17 protein-coding genes are annotated in these 18,625 nt (G+C 62.3%); 13 read left to right on the top strand and 4 right to left on the bottom strand.

Annotated features, from left to right (window positions below; genetic code table 11):
• Nucleotide 1 precedes the first annotated feature (1 nt).
• From DFS21_RS07935 to DFS21_RS07895, 9 genes are all read left to right on the top strand, one after another.
• A complete protein-coding gene (locus DFS21_RS07935) occupies nt 2-1,012 on the top strand; it encodes an ABC transporter permease subunit (RefSeq protein ID WP_028689623.1) in 1,011 nt (336 codons plus the stop codon).
• A 10-nt stretch (nt 1,013-1,022) separates the two neighbouring features.
• The gene (locus tag DFS21_RS07930; protein WP_046854276.1) at nt 1,023-1,949 is read left to right on the top strand and encodes an ABC transporter permease subunit; all 927 of its coding nucleotides are present in this window, start codon (nt 1,023-1,025) and stop codon (nt 1,947-1,949) included.
• Nucleotides 1,950-1,959: 10 nt separating this feature from the next.
• Nucleotides 1,960-2,928 (top strand): ABC transporter ATP-binding protein, encoded by a 969-nt coding sequence (locus DFS21_RS07925; protein WP_110699910.1) that lies wholly within the window; start codon nt 1,960-1,962, stop codon nt 2,926-2,928.
• Nucleotides 2,928-3,896 carry a peptide ABC transporter ATP-binding protein gene (locus DFS21_RS07920; protein ID WP_046854274.1) on the top strand — a complete coding sequence of 323 codons (969 nt, stop codon included), beginning with the start codon at nt 2,928-2,930 and terminating at the stop codon, nt 3,894-3,896. Before DFS21_RS07925 ends, DFS21_RS07920 begins: the two co-directional genes overlap by 1 nt.
• A gap of 149 nt (nt 3,897-4,045) precedes the next feature.
• The gene (locus tag DFS21_RS07915) at nt 4,046-5,656 is read left to right on the top strand and encodes a metallophosphoesterase (RefSeq protein ID WP_110699912.1); all 1,611 of its coding nucleotides are present in this window, start codon (nt 4,046-4,048) and stop codon (nt 5,654-5,656) included.
• Between the two features lie 328 nt (nt 5,657-5,984).
• Complete coding sequence (locus DFS21_RS07910; RefSeq protein WP_110700085.1) at nt 5,985-6,794, top strand: AraC family transcriptional regulator; 810 nt, start codon at nt 5,985-5,987, stop codon at nt 6,792-6,794.
• A gap of 64 nt (nt 6,795-6,858) precedes the next feature.
• On the top strand, nt 6,859-8,265 hold the full coding sequence (locus DFS21_RS07905) for an FAD-binding oxidoreductase (RefSeq protein ID WP_110699914.1): 1,407 nt from the start codon (nt 6,859-6,861) through the stop codon (nt 8,263-8,265).
• Between the two features lie 33 nt (nt 8,266-8,298).
• Nucleotides 8,299-8,640 carry a cupin domain-containing protein gene (locus DFS21_RS07900; protein WP_102684919.1) on the top strand — a complete coding sequence of 114 codons (342 nt, stop codon included), beginning with the start codon at nt 8,299-8,301 and terminating at the stop codon, nt 8,638-8,640.
• Nucleotides 8,641-8,692: 52 nt separating this feature from the next.
• Entirely contained in the window at nt 8,693-9,772 is a 1,080-nt protein-coding gene (locus tag DFS21_RS07895) for a polyamine ABC transporter substrate-binding protein (RefSeq protein WP_111532100.1), read from the top strand.
• Nucleotides 9,773-9,868: 96 nt separating this feature from the next.
• On the opposite strand, the gene DFS21_RS07890 is transcribed toward DFS21_RS07895, so the two are convergent.
• The 3 genes from DFS21_RS07890 to DFS21_RS07880 all read right to left on the bottom strand — a co-directional run bounded on the left by DFS21_RS07890 (nt 9,869) and on the right by DFS21_RS07880 (nt 12,351).
• Nucleotides 9,869-11,452 carry a peptide chain release factor 3 gene (locus DFS21_RS07890; RefSeq protein ID WP_023629783.1) on the bottom strand — a complete coding sequence of 528 codons (1,584 nt, stop codon included), beginning with the start codon at nt 11,450-11,452 and terminating at the stop codon, nt 9,869-9,871.
• A 110-nt stretch (nt 11,453-11,562) separates the two neighbouring features.
• The gene (locus DFS21_RS07885) at nt 11,563-11,892 is read right to left on the bottom strand and encodes an XRE family transcriptional regulator (RefSeq protein ID WP_102684922.1); all 330 of its coding nucleotides are present in this window, start codon (nt 11,890-11,892) and stop codon (nt 11,563-11,565) included.
• 3 nt (nt 11,893-11,895) lie between these two features.
• Nucleotides 11,896-12,351 (bottom strand): type II toxin-antitoxin system RelE/ParE family toxin, encoded by a 456-nt coding sequence (locus DFS21_RS07880; RefSeq protein WP_256591271.1) that lies wholly within the window; start codon nt 12,349-12,351, stop codon nt 11,896-11,898.
• Nucleotides 12,352-12,633: 282 nt separating this feature from the next.
• Between DFS21_RS07880 and DFS21_RS07875 the strand changes: the two genes are divergently transcribed.
• From DFS21_RS07875 to DFS21_RS07860, 4 genes are read left to right on the top strand one after another with little or no spacing between them, the layout of a single operon-like run.
• Nucleotides 12,634-13,347, top strand: coding sequence for an ABC transporter permease (locus DFS21_RS07875; RefSeq protein ID WP_111532099.1), 714 nt, complete (start codon nt 12,634-12,636; stop codon nt 13,345-13,347).
• A gap of 13 nt (nt 13,348-13,360) precedes the next feature.
• The gene (locus tag DFS21_RS07870; RefSeq protein WP_111532098.1) at nt 13,361-14,272 is read left to right on the top strand and encodes a glycine betaine ABC transporter substrate-binding protein; all 912 of its coding nucleotides are present in this window, start codon (nt 13,361-13,363) and stop codon (nt 14,270-14,272) included.
• Nucleotides 14,269-14,922: an ABC transporter permease gene (locus DFS21_RS07865; RefSeq protein WP_111532097.1), complete on the top strand. Its 654-nt coding sequence runs from the start codon at nt 14,269-14,271 to the stop codon at nt 14,920-14,922. Before DFS21_RS07870 ends, DFS21_RS07865 begins: the two co-directional genes overlap by 4 nt.
• Nucleotides 14,919-16,076, top strand: coding sequence for a betaine/proline/choline family ABC transporter ATP-binding protein (locus tag DFS21_RS07860; protein WP_111532096.1), 1,158 nt, complete (start codon nt 14,919-14,921; stop codon nt 16,074-16,076). The genes DFS21_RS07865 and DFS21_RS07860 overlap by 4 nt, the downstream gene beginning before the upstream one ends.
• Nucleotides 16,077-16,148: 72 nt before the next feature.
• On the opposite strand, the gene DFS21_RS07855 is transcribed toward DFS21_RS07860, so the two are convergent.
• Nucleotides 16,149-18,566 (bottom strand): TonB-dependent siderophore receptor, encoded by a 2,418-nt coding sequence (locus tag DFS21_RS07855; RefSeq protein WP_110699929.1) that lies wholly within the window; start codon nt 18,564-18,566, stop codon nt 16,149-16,151.
• Nucleotides 18,567-18,625: the final 59 nt, after the last annotated feature.

Below are 18,625 nucleotides of genomic sequence, written 5' to 3'. Positions count from 1 at the left end.
AATGTTGAGTTTTATTGCCCGACGCCTGGGTCTGCTGATTCCGACCTTCTTCGGTATCACCCTGCTGACCTTCGCGCTCATACGCCTGATCCCCGGCGACCCCGTCGAAGTGATGATGGGCGAACGCCGGGTCGACCCCGAAATGCATGCCCAGGCCATGGAGCGCCTGGGTCTGAACAAGCCGCTGCCGGCCCAGTACCTGGACTATGTCGGCAAGCTCGCCCAGGGCGATCTGGGCGAATCCCTGCGCACCCGTGAAAGCGTATGGAACGAATTCCTCACCCTGTTCCCGGCCACCCTGGAGCTGGCCATGGCCGCCCTGCTGTTCGCCGGAGTCATCGGCCTGCTGGCCGGGGTGATCGCCGCGCTCAAGCGCGGCTCGCTGTTCGACCACGGGGTGATGGGCATCTCCCTGGCCGGCTACTCGATGCCGATCTTCTGGTGGGGCCTGATCCTGATCATGTTCTTCTCGGTGAGCCTGGGCTGGACGCCGGTCTCCGGGCGCATCGACCTGCTCTATGACATCGAACCGAAAACCGGCTTCATGCTCATCGACACCCTGCTCAGCGACGAGGAAGGCGCGTTCAAGGATGCGGTTATGCACCTGATCCTGCCGGCCATCGTGCTGGGCACCATCCCGCTGGCGGTGATCGCCCGCATGACCCGCTCGTCGATGCTCGAAGTGCTGCGCGAGGACTACATCCGTACCGCCCGCGCCAAGGGCCTGTCGCCGTCACGGGTGGTGTTCATCCACGGCCTGCGCAACGCGCTGATTCCGGTGCTGACCGTGTTCGGCCTGCAGGTCGGCACACTGCTGGCCGGCGCCGTGCTCACCGAAACCATCTTTTCCTGGCCGGGCATCGGCAAATGGCTGATCGAGGCCATCGGTGCCCGTGACTACCCCGTGGTCCAGAACGGCATCCTGTTGATCGCCTGCCTGGTGATCCTGGTCAACTTCGTCGTGGATATCCTCTACGGCCTGGCCAACCCACGCATCCGTCATCAGCGCTGAGGACTACGCCATGACCAGCCCGATTCCAAAATCCGTCACCCCGCCCAGCGTGGTCGACCAAAGCTTGCTCTACCCCTCGCCGTACAAAGAATTCTGGCAGGCCTTCTCGCGCAACAAGGGCGCGGTGGCCGGCCTGGCGTTCATGTGCCTGGTGGTGTTCTGCGCCCTGTTCGCCCCCTGGGTGGCGCCGCACAACCCCAGCGAGCAATACCGCGACTTCCTGCTCACACCGCCGGTATGGCTCGAAGGCGGTACCTGGCAGTTCATCCTCGGTACCGACGAACTGGGCCGCGACCTGCTCTCGCGGCTGATCCAGGGCGCCCGGCTGTCGCTGCTGATCGGCCTGTCATCGGTGGTGATGTCGCTGATCCCGGGTATCCTGCTGGGCCTGCTGGCCGGTTTCTTCCCGCAGATCCTCGGCCCCTCGATCATGCGCCTGATGGACGTGATGCTGGCGCTGCCCTCGCTGCTGCTGGCCGTGGCCATCGTCGCCATCCTCGGCCCAGGCCTGATCAACACGGTGATCGCCATCGCCATCGTCTCGCTGCCGTCCTACGTGCGCCTGACCCGCGCCGCGGTGATGGGCGAACTGAACCGTGACTACGTCACCGCCGCGCGCCTGGCCGGTGCCGGGCTGCCGCGGCTGATGTTCGTCACCGTGCTGCCCAACTGCATGGCGCCGCTGATCGTGCAGGCCACCCTGAGCTTCTCCTCGGCGATCCTCGACGCTGCGGCCCTGGGCTTCCTCGGCCTCGGCGTGCAGCCGCCAACCCCCGAGTGGGGCACCATGCTGGCCTCGGCCCGCGACTACATCGAACGCGCCTGGTGGGTGGTGAGCCTGCCCGGCCTGACCATTTTGCTCAGTGTGCTGGCAATCAACCTGATGGGCGACGGCCTGCGCGACGCGCTGGACCCGAAACTCAAGAACGCCGCCTGAGGAGATCGCCATGTCACTGTTGCAGATCAACAACCTGAACGTGCGCTTCGGCGACGCCAATGCCGTGCCCGTGGTGGACGGCCTCGACCTGAGCGTGGATGCCGGCGAGATCCTCGCCATCGTCGGCGAGTCGGGCTCGGGCAAGTCGGTGACCATGATGGCCCTGATGGGGCTGATCGAAGCCCCCGGGCGCATCACCGCGGACGTGCTCGACTTCGCCGGCACCAGCATGCTCAAGCTCAGCGGCCGCCAGCGCCGCAAGGTGGTGGGCAAGGACATCGCCATGGTCTTCCAGGACCCGATGACCGCGCTCAACCCCAGCTATACCGTGGGCTACCAGATCGAGGAAGTGCTGCGCCAGCACCTGGGCCTCAAGGGCAAGGCAGCGCGTCAGCGCGCGCTGGAGCTGCTGAAGAAGGTCGAGATCCCGGCCGCCGAAAGCCGCCTCGACGCCTACCCGCACCAGCTGTCCGGAGGCATGAGCCAGCGCGTGGCCATCGCCATGGCCATCGCCGGCGAGCCAAAACTGCTGATCGCCGACGAACCGACCACCGCGCTGGACGTGACCATCCAGGCGCAGATCATGGAGCTGCTGGTCAACCTGCAGAAAGAGCGCAACATGGCGCTCATCCTGATCACCCACGACCTGGCCGTGGTCGCCGAAACCGCCAAGCGCGTGTGCGTGATGTACGCAGGGCAAGCGGTCGAAGTCGGCCAGGTGCCGGAGCTGTTCGACATCCCCGCCCACCCGTACAGCGAAGCGCTGCTGGCGGCCATTCCCGAGCACAGCATCGGCGCCGAACGCCTGGCCACCCTGCCCGGCATCGTCCCAGGGCGCTATGACCGCCCGCAGGGTTGCCTGCTGTCGCCACGCTGCCCCTACGTCCAGGAAAACTGCCGTCGGCAGCGCCCGGCCCTTGATCCCCAGGCCCACAGCCTGGTGCGTTGCTTCTATCCGCTGAACCAGGAGGTGGCGTGATGGCCGTCGTACTTTCCGCTCGTGAGCTGACCCGCCACTACGAAGTCTCCCGCGGCCTGTTCAAGGGTCATGCGCTGGTGCGGGCGCTCAACGGCGTGTCGTTCGAACTGGAGGCCGGCAAGACCCTGGCCGTGGTCGGTGAATCCGGCTGCGGCAAGTCGACCCTGGCGCGTGCCCTGACCCTGATCGAGGAGCCATCCTCCGGTTCGCTGCAGATCGCCGGCCACGAGGTCAAGGGCGCCAGCAAGGACCAGCGCAAACAGCTGCGGCGCGACGTGCAGATGGTGTTCCAGAGCCCCTACGCCTCGCTCAACCCGCGGCAGAAGATCGGCGACCAGTTGGCCGAACCGCTGTTGATCAACACCTCGCTGAGCAAGGCCGAACGCCGCGAGAAAGTGCAGAAGATGATGGAGCAGGTGGGCCTGCGCCCCGAGCACTACCAGCGTTATCCGCACATGTTCTCCGGCGGCCAGCGCCAGCGCATCGCCCTGGCCCGGGCGATGATGCTGCAACCCAAGGTGCTGGTGGCCGACGAACCCACCTCGGCGCTGGACGTGTCGATCCAGGCCCAGGTGCTGAACCTGTTCATGGACCTGCAGAAGGAATTCAACACCGCCTACGTGTTCATCTCCCACAACCTGGCGGTGGTCCGCCACGTGGCGGACCAGGTGCTGGTGATGTACCTCGGCCGGCCGGCGGAGATGGGGCCCAAGCAGGACATCTACGACAAGCCGCTGCACCCGTATACCCAGGCGCTGCTATCGGCCACCCCGGCGATCCACCCGGACCCGCTGAAGCCGAAGATCCGCATTGCCGGTGAATTGCCCAACCCGCTGAATCCGCCGGATGGATGTGCCTTCCACAAGCGCTGCCCGTATGCCACCGAGCGCTGCGCCAAAGAGGTGCCGGCACTGAGGCAAGTCAGTACACGGCAGGTAGCCTGTCACTACGCTGAACAGTTCCTATAGGAGCAAGCTGAATAAAAACCCGCCTAGGCGGGTTTTTTATCACAGACAGCCCTACAGCAAAACTGTCATTTCTATCAGTAGTCAATTGTCCCCTTCCCTGCAAATCTTTGGCACAGGTGCAATCCAGTAAGCCAAAACAGGGATATAAAATGAACAGTATCAACACCAACGGCGGTCTGTCAGCTTTCATTATCTCCTCTGACCCACAGTTCCCGAGGCGCTGGGTAGATGGCAAGGAAGAGTACAAAACAGACGCCGCCAGCAAAGCAGCTGCCCTTGAGGCCTTGCAAGCAAACTACAGCGACATGCAAGCTTATCGAGACGCTAACAAAGACAAACTCATCCCTGTGCTTGTAAACGGAGACATCACGGAGTATGGCGATAAAAAAAATGGTCCTGGTGATAGCTTTCTCACCGTGATGAGAGATGACGTTTTCCCCATTTTAGGCGACAAAGACAATGTCCTGATCGGCCTGGGCAATCACGGCTACGACAACAATATCAACGACACTGCAGACAATGGCGCAGCCGGTGGTATGTTGGAATGGTTTCCGAAGGCAAAACCGAAAACCTGGCTACCTGAAGATCAGAACGAAGGCGATAAAGAATCGGATGACAGCGACAACAATTTTGATTGGCGTCACAATTTTTACGATGGCTGGACCGGCGACATCTGGTATCCATTCAGTTCCTATTCTTATGCAGTAGAGAAAAAGGACCCCAGCGTAACCGGTACAACCTATCGCTTCATTCAGCTGAACAATTATCCAGAGTATGCAAGACACTTTGAAACCGGCAGCTTTGTCGGTGACGAGCACATCTACAACGTCACCCCTTCCACCGCATGGCTTGCTCAACAGTTGAAGCGCGCAGGTGAAAAAAATCAGATTGTGATTGTATCCATGCACCAGAATCGCATGAGCGGCGCCATCAGAACGCTGCTGGAATCAGCCAATGTCACGCTGGTTTGTGTCGGCCATACCCATGGCATTTCAAGCCGAATAGGAGGAACTGCAAATCTACCCATTGTGAATAGCGGCGCCAGTTTTAAAGGCACCTACCTAATTGCCGAAGCCGAGGGAGATTCCCTGAACATCTTCGCAGTGTCTGACAATGATCATGGCAGTAAGAAATCGATTGGATCGGTGCCACTTAAAGTTGCCAATAGCAATGTCCCCCAAGACGATGTAGGACGCTACGTGGTTTTCGAAAGAGATGACGATGGTTATATCGATGGGATCGCAGCCTACGTATCACTTGCCAAATCTGACGTTTACTACCTGAACAAAGATAGCTATTTCAACGACCTTGTTGAAAGCTGCACTATCAATAGAGCCGATGAAGGTACGGAGATCACGGTATACGATCACCCTGGAGACAAGGACATGGATGGTGGAGATTTTGGTCATTACGATGATGACTACGCCGTTATCACGATCAAAAAAGCACTTACACAACCAATCAAAATCACCACATTCGAAGAAGACTATGAAGATGAGTTCATCTCACTCAAGGCACACTACGTAAACGGGCTGGATCATAAAATCTCTCGCGTTAGCGTCAAGCTCAAAAGCGCGGAGGTGGATAGTTTGCCTCTCAGAGAGGCAAAACTATCACGTGATGAATCGAAGCACCAGCTCGTACAGAAAGTTTTGCAAGGCGACCTTCAACTTATCGAGGTTGCTGCGATACTGGATATCGGCCTGATCACAATGCGTCGCATGGTCGATAAAGCCCGCAGGGAGCGCAAAACCGGCTGAATCCATACCTTGAACAAACCGACTCCTGCAAGATATGAGACCGTCTGCAGGAGCCGGCCATTTCAAAAATGGCTTTCTCTCAGTGCATGAAGAACCAGATCAGGATGATCACCGGAATCGGCACGCCAATCATCCACAGTAGTATCGAGCGCATGACCTTTCTCCTTTTTCGAGGGCAACAAGATCCTTGCAGCGCACATGCCAGCTGTATCAAAAAATTACACTCATGTGAATCAATAGGTTGGCGCTCAGGCGACTTGATCAAACCATGCAAAATGCAGGATCCACGCCCTTGCGCCTGGGTTTTCTGCAATGCACTATCAAGCCCATGATCGCCACTCCCCTTCCCGACGGCCCTGGGCAGAACACGCTCACCGCCACCACCGTCATGCGCTACCACCTGTGCTGGAAGCATCGCGACCTGGACGGGGTAATGGCCTTGTACCACCCGGATATCCAGTACCACGACTTCTTCCAGAACCGCGTGCTCGGTTTCGACGAGCTGCGCGACTACGTGCGCGCCAGCCTGCCCCATGAGGCCGGTGAAGACATCGTCCACAACGACCGCATCCGCGTAGATGGCTGCACCGCATTCATCCAGTACCAGGTCACCGTGCAGGGTGGCGACGGGCTGGTGGCGTTCCAGTCCAGCGAGGCGATCACGGTGCTGGACGGGCTGATCTGGCGGGTCAACGAGTACGCAACGCTGGTCCATGGCAACAGCAAGGGTCTGCGCTCCAGCGGGCCACGCCCAGCCACCAGTCGGCTCGGCCTGTCTCCCCGCCAGCTGTCGACCATGGCCCAGGACCTGGAGCATTATTTCCAGGCCCAGCGCCCGTACCTGGACCCCGAGCTGGACCTGCAGCGGGTCGCCGACGAAAGCGGCTACAGCCGCAACCAGATTTCCTACCTGCTCAACCAGGTGCTTGGCCAGAGCTTCTACCGCTACGTCAACCAGGCACGCCTGCAACACCTGATGAGCAGCCTGGACAATAGCTGCGTCGCGGCGCCCGTCGATGACCTGGCGTTCAACGCCGGCTTCAATTCGCTGTCGGCGTTCTACAAGTGCTTTCGCGAACATACCGGCCTGTCGCCCAAGGCTTACCTCAAGCAAATTTCCCTGCGTGCACGCACGTAAGACAGCCCACGCCACGCTTCACTAGGATCGCCACAGACCCTCAGTGGATGTGGAGCACGACCCGATGCAACCTTTGCGCACGATCAGCCTGTGGATGGACCAGCTCGACGAGCCGTTGTGCGCGCGCCCGGCCCTGCGCCAGGACCTGGACCTCGACGTGTGCATCATCGGTGCCGGCTATACGGGGCTGTGGACGGCCTACTACCTCAGGCGCCAGGCGCCGCAGCTGAACATCGCGGTGATCGAGGCCAACATCGCCGGCTTCGGCGCCTCCGGACGCAATGGCGGCTGGCTGATGGGCAACCTGCTGGGCGAGGACCGCCTGCTGGCCACGCTCTCGCCGCAGCAACGGCGTGAAAGCATCGACCTGCTGCACGGCATCCCCGACGAAGTCCACGACGTGCTCCTGCGCGAAGGCATCGCCTGCGACTACCGCAAAGGCGGAGTGCTCTACTGCGCCGCCCGCTACCCGGAACAGGAACGCAGCCTGCGCGCCTGGCTCGACGACCTCTACCGCCAGGGCATGAATGAAGACGATTACCGCTGGCTGCGCCCCGAACAACTGGATGCCCAGCTGAAGGTAAGCAACCCCTACGGCGCCCTCTACAGCCCGCACGTCGCCACGATTCAACCGGCCAGGCTGGTGCGTGGCCTGGCACGGACGGTCGAGGCCATGGGCGTGCCGATCTACGAGAACACGCCAGCCATAGACTGGCAGACCGGCGAAGTGCGCACCCCGTTGGCACGTATCCGCAGCCACTGGGTGGTGCCGGCCGTGGAAGGCTACGCCGCCAGCCTGCCACCGCTCGGGCGGCACCAACTGCCGGTACAGAGCCTGCTGGTGGCCACCGAGCCGCTGCCGGAGTCGATCTGGGAGCAGATCGGCCTGGGCCAGGGCCAGGCCTTCAGCGAAAACAGCCGCCAGGTCACCTATGGCCAGCGCAGCGCTGACAACCGCCTGGTGTTCGGTGCCCGCGGCGGCTACCGCTTCGGTGGACGCCTGCGCGAGGACTTCACCCTGACCACCGACGAGGTGGAGCTGCGCCGCTACCTGTTCGGCGAACTGTTCCCACAGCTCAAGCACGTACGCATCACCCACTCCTGGGGCGGCAACCTCGGCATGGCCCGGCGTTTCCGCCCACACATGCTCTGCGACCGCCAGCGCGGTATCGCCCTGGCCGGCGGCTATGGCGGCGAGGGTGTCGGCGCCACCAACCTCGGTGGACGCACCCTGGCCGCGCTGATCCTCGGCCAACACAACGAACTGACCGCGCAGCCCTGGGTGCACGACAACCGCCCGCTGTCGAGCCTGGCCAGCTGGCCACCCGAGCCGTGCCGCTGGCTGGGCTACAACGCGATCATCCAGAGTTTCGTCCACGAGGACCGGACCCTCGCCAACCCGGCCAGCGCCCCCTGGCGGCGGCGCCTGGCCAGTGGGTTGGCCGATTTCATGGAAGGCTTCATGCACTGACTTCCCCTCACCACCACACAGGATCCACCGGTCATGAGCATCACCCAGTTCAAACACACCGACAGCGTCATCCTGGACAGCAGCACTCCAGTCGCCGTGCCCCTTGGCGAGCCGGTCGCAGTCACCTCGGTCACCTGCGTCGAGCGCAGCGACGGCGTCGAGACCGGCATCTGGGAATGCACCCCGGGGCGCTGGCGGCGGCAGATCGTGCAGCAGGAGTTCTGCCATTTCATCAAGGGCCGCTGCACCTTCACTCCCGACGGTGGCGAGCCCCTGGTCATAGAAGCCGGAGACGCCCTGATGCTACCGGCCAACAGCCTCGGCACCTGGGATATCCAGGAGACCGTGCGCAAGACCTACGTCCTCATTTTCTGATCCGCTGATCGCCTGCCTTCGATAACAACAGACAAAGCAAGGTAACCCCGACATGCGCACCCTCCTTCTCGCTCCCCTGATGCTGGCCGCCGGCATGGCCAGTGCCGCCGACTCGGTGAAGATCTACAACTGGTCGAGCTACATCGCCCCGGACACGCTGAAGCACTTCCAGCAAACCACCGGTATCAATCCCACCTACGACGTGTTCGACAGCAACGAGACCCTCGACGGCAAGCTGATGACCGGCAACTCCGGCTACGACGTGGTGTTCCCCTCCAACCACTTCATGGCCCGGCAGATCCAGGGCAAAGCCCTGAAGCGGCTGGACAAGTCGCAGCTGCCCAACTGGAAGAACCTCAACCCGGTGTTGCTCAAGGCCCTGGAGGTCAACGACCCGGGCAACCAGTACGGCTTCCCATACCTGTGGGGCAGCACCGGCATCGGCTACAACATCGACAAGGTCAAGGCGGTGCTCGGCGACAATGCGCCCATCGACTCTTGGGACCTGTTCTTCAAGCCCGAATACCTCGCCAAGCTCAAAAGTTGCGGCGTGGCGGTGCTGGACAACGGCCCCGAGCTGCTGCCGATCGCCCTGCACTACCTGGGCCTGCCCCACCACAGCCAGAACCCGGCGGACTACGACAAGGCCAAGGCGTTGCTGATGCAGGTGCGCCCGTATATCAGCTACTTCCATTCCTCGAAGTACACCGGCGACCTGGCCAATGGCGACGTGTGCCTGGTGGTGGGTTTCTCGGGCGACGTACTGCAGGCGAAGAACCGTGCCGAGGAGGCGAAGAACGGGGTGAAGGTGGGCTACTCGATCCCGAAGGAAGGCGCGCCGATGTGGTTCGACATGGTGGCCATGCCGGCCGATGCCCCCGACGAGAAGGCTGGCTATGCCTACATGAACTACCTGTTGCAGCCGGAGGTGATGGCCAACATCAGCAACTTCGTGCAGTACGCCAATGGCAACCAGCAGGCGGATGCGCTGGTGGACCCGGTGCTGAAGAGCAACACGATGATCTACCCGAGTGACGACGTGATGGGCAAGTTGTACGCGCTGGAAGCGATGCCGGCGAAGATTGACCGCATCAGAACGCGGATCTGGACCAGCATAAAAGCCGGCAACTGACATTCGTCAGTTACACGCTTGAAGCTGCAAGCGACAAGAAAAAGGCGGGCCTTTCCAGGCCCGCCTCTTCTTGAAGCTCGCAGCTTGCAGCTGCTCTTAGTGGTGCTCGCGAGTCGCGCGGAATTTCACATCCGGCCAGCGCTCTTCCATCAGCGCCAGGTTGACCCGGGTCGGGGCCAGGTAGGTCAGGTGACCACCGCCGTCGATGGCCAGGTTCTCCACGGCCTTGTTCTGGAATTCCTCGAGCTTCTTCTTGTCGTCGCAGCTGATCCAGCGCGCCGACCAGACGGTGATCGGCTCATAGGCGCACTCGACCTTGTACTCTTCCTTCAGGCGGCTGGCGACCACGTCGAACTGCAGCACACCGACCGCGCCGAGGATGATGTCGTTGCTGCGCTCGGGGAAGAACACCTGGGTCGCGCCCTCTTCGGCCAGCTGCTGCAGGCCCTGGCGCAGCTGCTTGGATTTCAGCGGGTCCTTCAGGCGCACGCGGCGGAACAGCTCCGGGGCGAAGTGCGGGATGCCGGTGAAGCCCAGCGCCTCGCCTTCGGTGAAGGTGTCGCCGATCTGGATGGTGCCATGGTTGTGCAGGCCGATGATGTCGCCGGCATAGGCCTCCTCCAGCTGCTCGCGCTCGGAGGAGAAGAAGGTCAGGGCATCGCCGATGCGCACGTCCTTGCCGGTGCGCACGTGGCGCATCTTCATGCCCTTTTCGTACTTGCCCGAGCAGATACGCATGAAGGCGATACGGTCACGGTGTTTCGGGTCCATGTTCGCCTGGATCTTGAACACGAAGCCGGTGAATTTCTCTTCCACCGGTTCCACGGTGCGCTCGTGGGCGACCCGGGCCAGCGGGCGCGGCGCCCAGTCGACAACCGCGTCGAGCACATGGTCGACACCGAAGTTGCCCAATGCGGTACCGAAGAACACCGGGGTCAGCTGGCCATTGATGAACGCGTCCTGGTCGAACTCGTGGCAGGCGCCCTGCACCAGCTCGAGTTGTTCGAGGAAGCGGTCGTACTCATCACCCAGGTGGGCGCGGGCTTCATCGGAGTCGAGCTTCTCGATGATTTTCGCTTCGGTGCGCTCGTGGCCATGCCCCGGGGTGTAGACGATGATGTAGTCGCCGGCCAGGTGATACACGCCCTTGAAGTCGCGGTAGCAACCGATCGGCCAGGTGATCGGCGCGGCCTTGATCTTCAGCACCGCCTCGATTTCGTCGAGCAGTTCGATCGGGTCGCGGATGTCCCGGTCGAGTTTGTTGATGAAGCTGACGATCGGCGTATCGCGCAGGCGGCACACGTCCATCAGGGCAATGGTGCGCGGCTCGACGCCTTTACCGCCGTCGAGCACCATCAGCGCCGAGTCCACCGCGGTCAGGGTGCGATAGGTGTCTTCCGAGAAGTCTTCGTGGCCGGGGGTGTCGAGCAGGTTGATCATATGCTCGCGGTAGGGGAACTGCATCACCGAGGTGGTGATGGAGATGCCGCGCTGCTTCTCCATTTCCATCCAGTCGGAGGTGGCGTGGCGGTCGGACTTGCGCGACTTCACGGTACCGGCGACGGCAATGGCCTTGCCCATCAGCAGGAGCTTCTCGGTGATGGTGGTCTTACCGGCGTCGGGGTGGGAAATGATTGCGAAAGTGCGGCGCTTCGCGACTTCGGCGGCCTGGTTGGTCATGGGAAATCGCCTGACTGGGGATTCAAAAAGGGGCGATATCATACCTGAAGTCGGGCGTCAGGCCAAAACAAGCCCCAACGGTTCGACCCAATTCGCCCCTGCCGCATTGGTTAACCATCAACAAGCGAATCGCCGGCAAGCCCCTCGATGGTTATAGGAGCTCGGCCAGGCAGATGAACGACCAGCTCCAGTCTTCCCCCCATGGCTTCCAGATAGTCACGCAACGTAGAGATCAACATATCGCTACGGTTCTCGAACCTGGAAACATTGCCCTGACGAACGTCGAGGCGCTCGGCCATGCTTTCCTGGGTGATCTCGAGTTGTTTACGCAAGGCCTGAAGCGTCATTTCCTCACGAATCAGTTCGCGACCACGCTCCTCGATTCTTGCCCTGCGCTCAGGCGTCAGCTCGTTCATCACGTCTTCAAGCGTCTTGTACATTTCTCAACCTCTGGACAAATGTCGATCAAACCGTTCATCGGCACGGGTAATCAGGCTTCCATAAAATCTACGCTCATTGATACCAGCCTTGTCCCCCGCAACGAGCAACAACGCAGAGCGCGAACGATCGAAAGCGAATGCGACTCGCCATACACCGCCATCTGCGTTGAACCTCAACTCTTTCATGTTCGAATGCCTCGAGCCTTTCAGCGTGTCCACATGCGGACGCCCCAATGCGGGGCCAAAATGCTTGAGCAGATGAAGCTGCGCCAGCAATTCATCCTGTACCACCTCGGTCAACACCTGTAGCTCGTAATTGAACTCCCGGCACATTCCAATAGACCACCCCATTAAAATACCTCCAAGGGAATATCCCCTCAAGCGCATACCAAGAATATTCGAGAAGAAATTCTGAACATCTGCAAGATGCCTCGATAGCAGGTACTTCAACGTCTCCACGTAATATTCACGCTTGATTTTCGCGTGAAATTTCCTAAACACCAGTGATTAACACTGGCCAAATGCCGCCCCAGATGGGAACCTTTACGTCCACGGAGACGTCCACTCCCCTGCAAGCCGCTTCGCTTCAGGGCTGGTTTCACCTGCTTCACGAGCCCGACGGGGTTCGGCTCATGGCCTGATGCCGCGCATCGGGCTGCTACTCGCGACCACGCTGCCCGCCGCCAGGAATGGCTGGCCGCACGGGGGTGTGATCGCCGACTATAAAAAAGGAGTCCGCCTGTGGCTGCACGCTACGGAAAAGGGCTGTTGGGATGGGCCGCCGTGCTCGTCATCCTGGCCCTGCTGATCCACTGGATCGGCATCGACACGATCGCCCGCTACCGCGACGATCTTGGGTTCTACCTGCAAGCGCACCTGGTCCTGGTGCTGGCTTCGATGGCGGCGGCGCTGGCCGTGGGCATCCCCGCCGGCATTGCTTTGAGTCGACCGCACCGGGTCGACAAGGCCGAGCGCTTCATGCAGTTGTTCAACGTTGGCAACACCATTCCTCCCCTGGCCGTTCTGGCCATCGCCCTGAGTATCCTGGGCATCGGCGCAGGTCCTGCGATCTTCGCACTGTTCCTCGCCTCCCTCCTGCCCATCGTGCGCAACACCTACGAGGGCCTGAAAAACGTCCCCGCCTCGCTCAAGGAAGCCGCCACCGGCATCGGCATGACCCCGCGCCAGCAACTCTGGCAGGTAGAGCTACCCAACGCCGTGCCGATCATCGTCGGCGGCGTGCGCGTGGCCCTGGCCTTGAACGTGGGCACCGCGCCCCTGGCGTTCCTGATCGGCGCCAACAGCCTGGGCAGCCTGATCTTCCCAGGCATCGCCCTGAACAACCAGCCGCAGCTGCTGCTCGGCGCCGCCTGTACGGCGTTGCTGGCCCTGGCGCTCGATGCGTTGGTGAGTTTCTCCAGCAAGCGCTGGCTGGAACGTGGCCTGGCCCAATAACAAGAGGCAAAGCATGAAGAAAACAATCGCCTTGTTCCTGGGCGCGGCCCTGCTTTGCGCAGGCATTGCCCAGGCCGCGGAAAAACCACAGATCCGCATCGGCGCCCGGGTGTTCACCGAACAGACCGTGCTTGCCGAAATCACCGCCCAGCACCTGCGCGCCAACGGCTTCGAGGTGCGGGTGACCACCGGCCTGGGCAGCAATATCGCCCGCCAGGCCCAGGAAACCGGCCAACTCGACCTGATGTGGGAATACACCGGCGTATCGCTGGTCTCGTACAACCATATCGACGAGCGCATGCCCGACGCCGCAGCCACCTATGCGCGAGTGAAAGAACTCGACGCGAAGAAGGGCCTGGTCTGGCTGGCGCCGTCGAAGTTCAGCAACACCTACGCCCTGGGCCTGCCAAAGGCCGTCGCCGCGGCCTACCCGCAGATCAACTCGATCAGCGACCTCAACCAGGTGCTGCATGACGAAGCCGACCGCAATCACCTGGTGGCGCTGGACACCGAGTTCGCCAACCGCCCGGATGGCCTGGTCGGCCTGCGCGAGCTGTACGAGCTGCCGCTGGACCGGCGCAACATCCGCCAGATGGACGGTGGCCTGGTGTACACCGCCATGCGCAACAACCAGGTGTTCGCCGGCCTGGTCTACACCACCGACGGGCGCCTTAACGCGTTCGACCTCAAGCTGCTGGAAGACGACAAGCACTACTTCCCCGACTACACCGCCGCCCCGGTGCTGCGCCAGGCCGTGCTCGACGCACATCCTCAGCTGGCCACCCTGCTCAAGCCGCTGGCCGAACAGCTGGACGACGAGACCATGCGCCAGCTCAACGCCAAGGTCGATGTCGAGCACCAGAGCCCGACGGTGGTGGCCGCCGCGTTCCTGCGTGAGCACCCACTCAGCGAGGTACAGCCATGAACCTGCTCGACACCTTCGTCCACCTCGACTGGGCACAGGTCCTGCAACTGACCTGGCAGCACATCATGCTGGTCGGCATCGCGGTGGGCCTGGCGATCCTTGTCGGCGTGCCGCTGGGCATCCTGATGACCCGCTTCCCGGTGTTCGCCGGCCCGCTGCAGGCCAGCGCCACCGTGCTGCTGACCATCCCCTCGATCGCCCTGTTCGGCTTGCTGCTGCCGTTCTACTCGAAGTTCGGCCAGGGCCTGGGGCCACTGCCGGCGATCACTGCAGTGTTCCTTTATTCACTGCTGCCGATCCTGCGCAACACCTACCTGGCGCTGACCAACGTCGAGCCCGGTATCCGTGAAGCCGCACGCGGCATCGGCATGACCTTCGGCCAGCGCCTGCGCATGGTCGAGTTGCCCATCGCCGTGCCGGTGATCCTCGCCGGCGTGCGCACCGCCGTGGTGATGAACATCGGCGTGATGACCATCGCCGCGACCATCGGTGCCGGCGGTCTGGGCGTGCTCATCCTCACCTCCATCAGCCGCAGCGACATGTCGATGCTGATGGTCGGCGCTGTGCTGGTCAGCCTGCTGGCGATCATCGCCGACCTGATCCTGCAAGCCCTGCAACGTGCCCTGACTCCAGAAGGACTGCGCTCATGATCGAACTGAAGAACCTCAGCAAGACCTTCAACGTCAACGGCAAGGACGTCAAAGCCGTCGACGCGGTAAGCCTCACCGTCAACGAAGGCGAAATCTGCGTGTTCCTCGGCCCCTCCGGCTGCGGCAAGAGCACCACGCTGAAGATGATCAACCGCCTGATCACACCGACCTCAGGGCAAGTGTTCATCAATGGCGAGGACACCACCGGCCTGGACGAGGTGACCCTGCGCCGGCACATCGGCTACGTGATCCAGCAGATCGGCCTGTTCCCCAACATGACCATCGAGGAGAACATCACCGTGGTGCCGCGCCTGCTCGGCTGGGACAAGCAGAAATGCCATGACCGCGCCCGCGAACTGATGCACATGATCAAGCTCGAGCCCAAGCAGTACCTGCAACGCTACCCGCGCGAACTGTCCGGCGGCCAGCAGCAACGCATCGGCGTGATCCGCGCCCTGGCCGCCGAGGCCCCGGTGCTGCTGATGGACGAACCGTTCGGCGCGGTCGACCCAATCAACCGCGAGATGATCCAGAACGAGTTCTTCGAGATGCAGCGGGCCCTGAACAAGACGGTGATCATGGTCAGCCATGACATCGACGAGGCCATCAAGCTGGGCGACAAGATCGCCATCTTCCGCGCCGGCAAGCTGTTGCAACTGGATCACCCGGACACCCTGCTGGCACACCCGGTGGACGATTTCGTCAGCAACTTCGTCGGCCAGGACAGCACCCTGAAACGCCTGCTGCTGGTACGCGCCGAAGATGCGGCGGACAACGCGCCGTCGCTGAGCCCGGAAACACCGGTGAGCGAGGCGCTGGAGCTGCTGGATGAGCACGACCGCCGTTATGCAGTGGTGACAGACGCCGCGAACAAGGCGCTGGGCTATGTGCGCCGCCGCGACATGCACCGCCAGCAAGGAACCTGCGGCGACTTCCTGCGTCCGTTCAATGCCACCGCGGCGCACGACGAGCACCTGCGCATCCTGCTGTCGCGCATGTACGAGTTCAACCGGGCGTGGTTGCCGGTGCTGGATGCCGAACAGGTGTTCCTGGGAGAGGTGACACAGGAGTCGATTGCGGCGTACCTGAGTTCTGGGCGCTCGCGCGGGGCGAAGACCTCGATCGTGTCGCCGGCGCAGGCAGTGATTTCCTGAGCCGGCCTCATCGCGGATGAATCCGCTCCTACAGGTAGGAGCGGATTCATCCGCGATTAAGGCGACGCGCTATCAGAACCCTACACTGGCCTGCACATAGAACGTGCGCGGCTCACCCACATAGATCCCCGCGTTGTTGTCGCTTGAGCGGGTGAAATACTGCTTGTCGAACAGGTTCTTCACCCCGGCGGCCAGCTTCAGGTTCGACAGCTGCGGCCCGAACGCATAGCCACCCCGGGCATGCCAGGTGACGTAGCCCGGAATGTCGCCATACTGCCCGTCGGCGCTCGGCTGGGTGATGTAGTTGCCGTTGAAGCTGCCATCGGCGTTCATCCCGGTACCCGGCGCGCGCTGCTTCGACTGGGCGTAGGCATCCAGGTTCCAGGTCCAGCGGTTGACCTCGTAGCGCACGCCGGCGGTGGCCACCTGGCGCGAATAGAACGGCAGGTCACGCCCCTTGAAACCAGGGATCTCGCCCTCGTAGGTGGCACGGGTGTAGGTGTAGCCAGCATTCACCGACAGCCCCTGCAGGCGTGGGTCCAGGCCGGACAGGTCGTAGCGCGCCGAGGCCTCGATGCCCTGGTGCTTGGTCGCCCCCAGGTTGGTCCAGCCGACATCGTTGCTGATGTACTGCAGCTCATCGTCGAAGTCGATGTAGAAGGCTGTCAGCTCACCGGCCCAGTTGCCGTTGTCATAGCGCGTACCAATTTCGTAGGTCTTGGCCTTCTCCGGCTCCAGGCCGTTTGCCGTGCTGTCGCCGACGCCGCCCTGGCCCAGCTGGAAGTACTGCAGGCTGCCGAACGAGGTCTCGTAGTTGGCGAACAGCTTCCACGCATCGGACAGGTGGTACATCACGCTCAGCGCTGGCAGCGGTTCGTTGCTGGTGATGCTGCGGTTCTTCTCCGGCACTGGGCGATAGTTGGCGTCCATCACCGGGCGGTCGCGCCAGTCGGTGTTGATGTGCTCGAAGCGGATGCCCGGGGTGATGGTCCAGTTGCCGACGTCTATCTTGTCGTCGATGTAGTAGGCGCTGGCCTCGGTGCCACCGCTGCGGTCCTGGAACACATGGCCGTCGGAGGTCGGGGTCACGGTCGGCACGTTGTCGACCAGCGCCAGGCGGGTGGACTGCTCGCGCATCGCTTCCTTCAGATAGCGATAGCCGACGCTGACTTCCTGGGTGGTCGGGCCGACGAAGAAGATCCGCGACAGGCGTGGCTCGATGGCGAAGGTGTGGTAGTTGCGCGGGTACGACGACAGGGTCTTCTGGTCGCGGGCGGCGATGGCGCTGCCACGGAAGCTGTCGGTGTAGTAGGTCAGCACCTCGAACTGGGTGGCGTCGTCGATCTGCCGCTGCCACTTGAACGACACGTCCTTGCGCCGGCCGCTGAAGTAGTCGTAGTCGCGCACCGACTGGTAGGGGTTGTGATCGTACTGCGCCTGGGTCAGGCCACCCGGCATGTCGGCGCGGCCGTCGTAGTAGTGGAAATTGAGCCAGAACTCGTCGACATCGGTCGGTGCCCAGTGGGTCTTGAGCATCACGTCGTCGATATCGTTGTCGTTGTTGCTTTCGCGATAGCCATCGCCATTCACGCCGGTATACAGCAACGCCACGCCCATGCCGTTGTCGGCAGTGCCGCCGACGAAGGCCGACTCGGTGTGCTTCCAGCCGCCATCGCGCGAAGTCTCGAGGGTGGTGGACAGCTCGCCGCTGGCCTTCTCGGGGATCGCCCGAGTGACGAAGTTGATCACCCCACCGACGTTCTGCGGGCCATAGCGCACGGAGCCTGCACCACGGACCACGTCGATGCTGTCGAGGTTGCCCGAGGAGATCGGCGCCATCGACAGCTGTGGCTGGCCGTAGGGGGCGAAGGCCGCCGGAATGCCATCGATCAGCACGGTCGAACGCGGCGACAGGCGCGACGTCAGGCCACGCACGCCGACATTCAGCGACAGGTCGCTGCCACCGGTGCCGTTGGAATCCTGCACCTGCACGCCCGGGATACCGCGCAGGGCGTCACGCACGTTCATCGTGCCCTTCTCCACCATCGCTTCGCGGCGCACCACGGTGCGCGCGCCAGGGTGGTTCTGCACCACGCTCTGGTCGGCGTCGCCCAGCCAGTCCCCGACCACCTTGATATCGGTGGGCGCCAGCTCCAGGCTGCCGGTGGTCAGGGTACCGGCGGCCTGGGCCGGCTTGACCACCACGGTGTCCGCGGACTGCTCGAAGGTCAGCCCGCTACCTTGCAGCAGTTGCTGCAGGGCCTGCTCCGGCGCCAGGTTGCCGGACACCGCCGGGGCCTGCTTGCCGTCCACCAGCTCGGGGCTGAAGAACAGTTGCAGGTTGGTCTGCTGGCCCAACTGCTTGAGTGCGCCCGCCAATGGCTGGGCCTGGATCTGGATGGTATCGGCGTAGCTGTTGCCGGCGGCGGCGCTGACCGCCAGGGCCAGCGCCAGGCGGCGCAGCTGGAGAAGGGGATTATTGTTGTTCACGTCTTCGATGGGTCCTGAGAGTCGGGATAAACGCCAACCGCATGCAAATGGAAATGCTT

It is taken from the genome of Pseudomonas sp. 2848 (assembly GCF_003253945.1).
Lineage (GTDB): Bacteria > Pseudomonadota > Gammaproteobacteria > Pseudomonadales > Pseudomonadaceae > Aquipseudomonas.
This window is presented reverse-complemented; position numbering and strand designations above follow the sequence as displayed.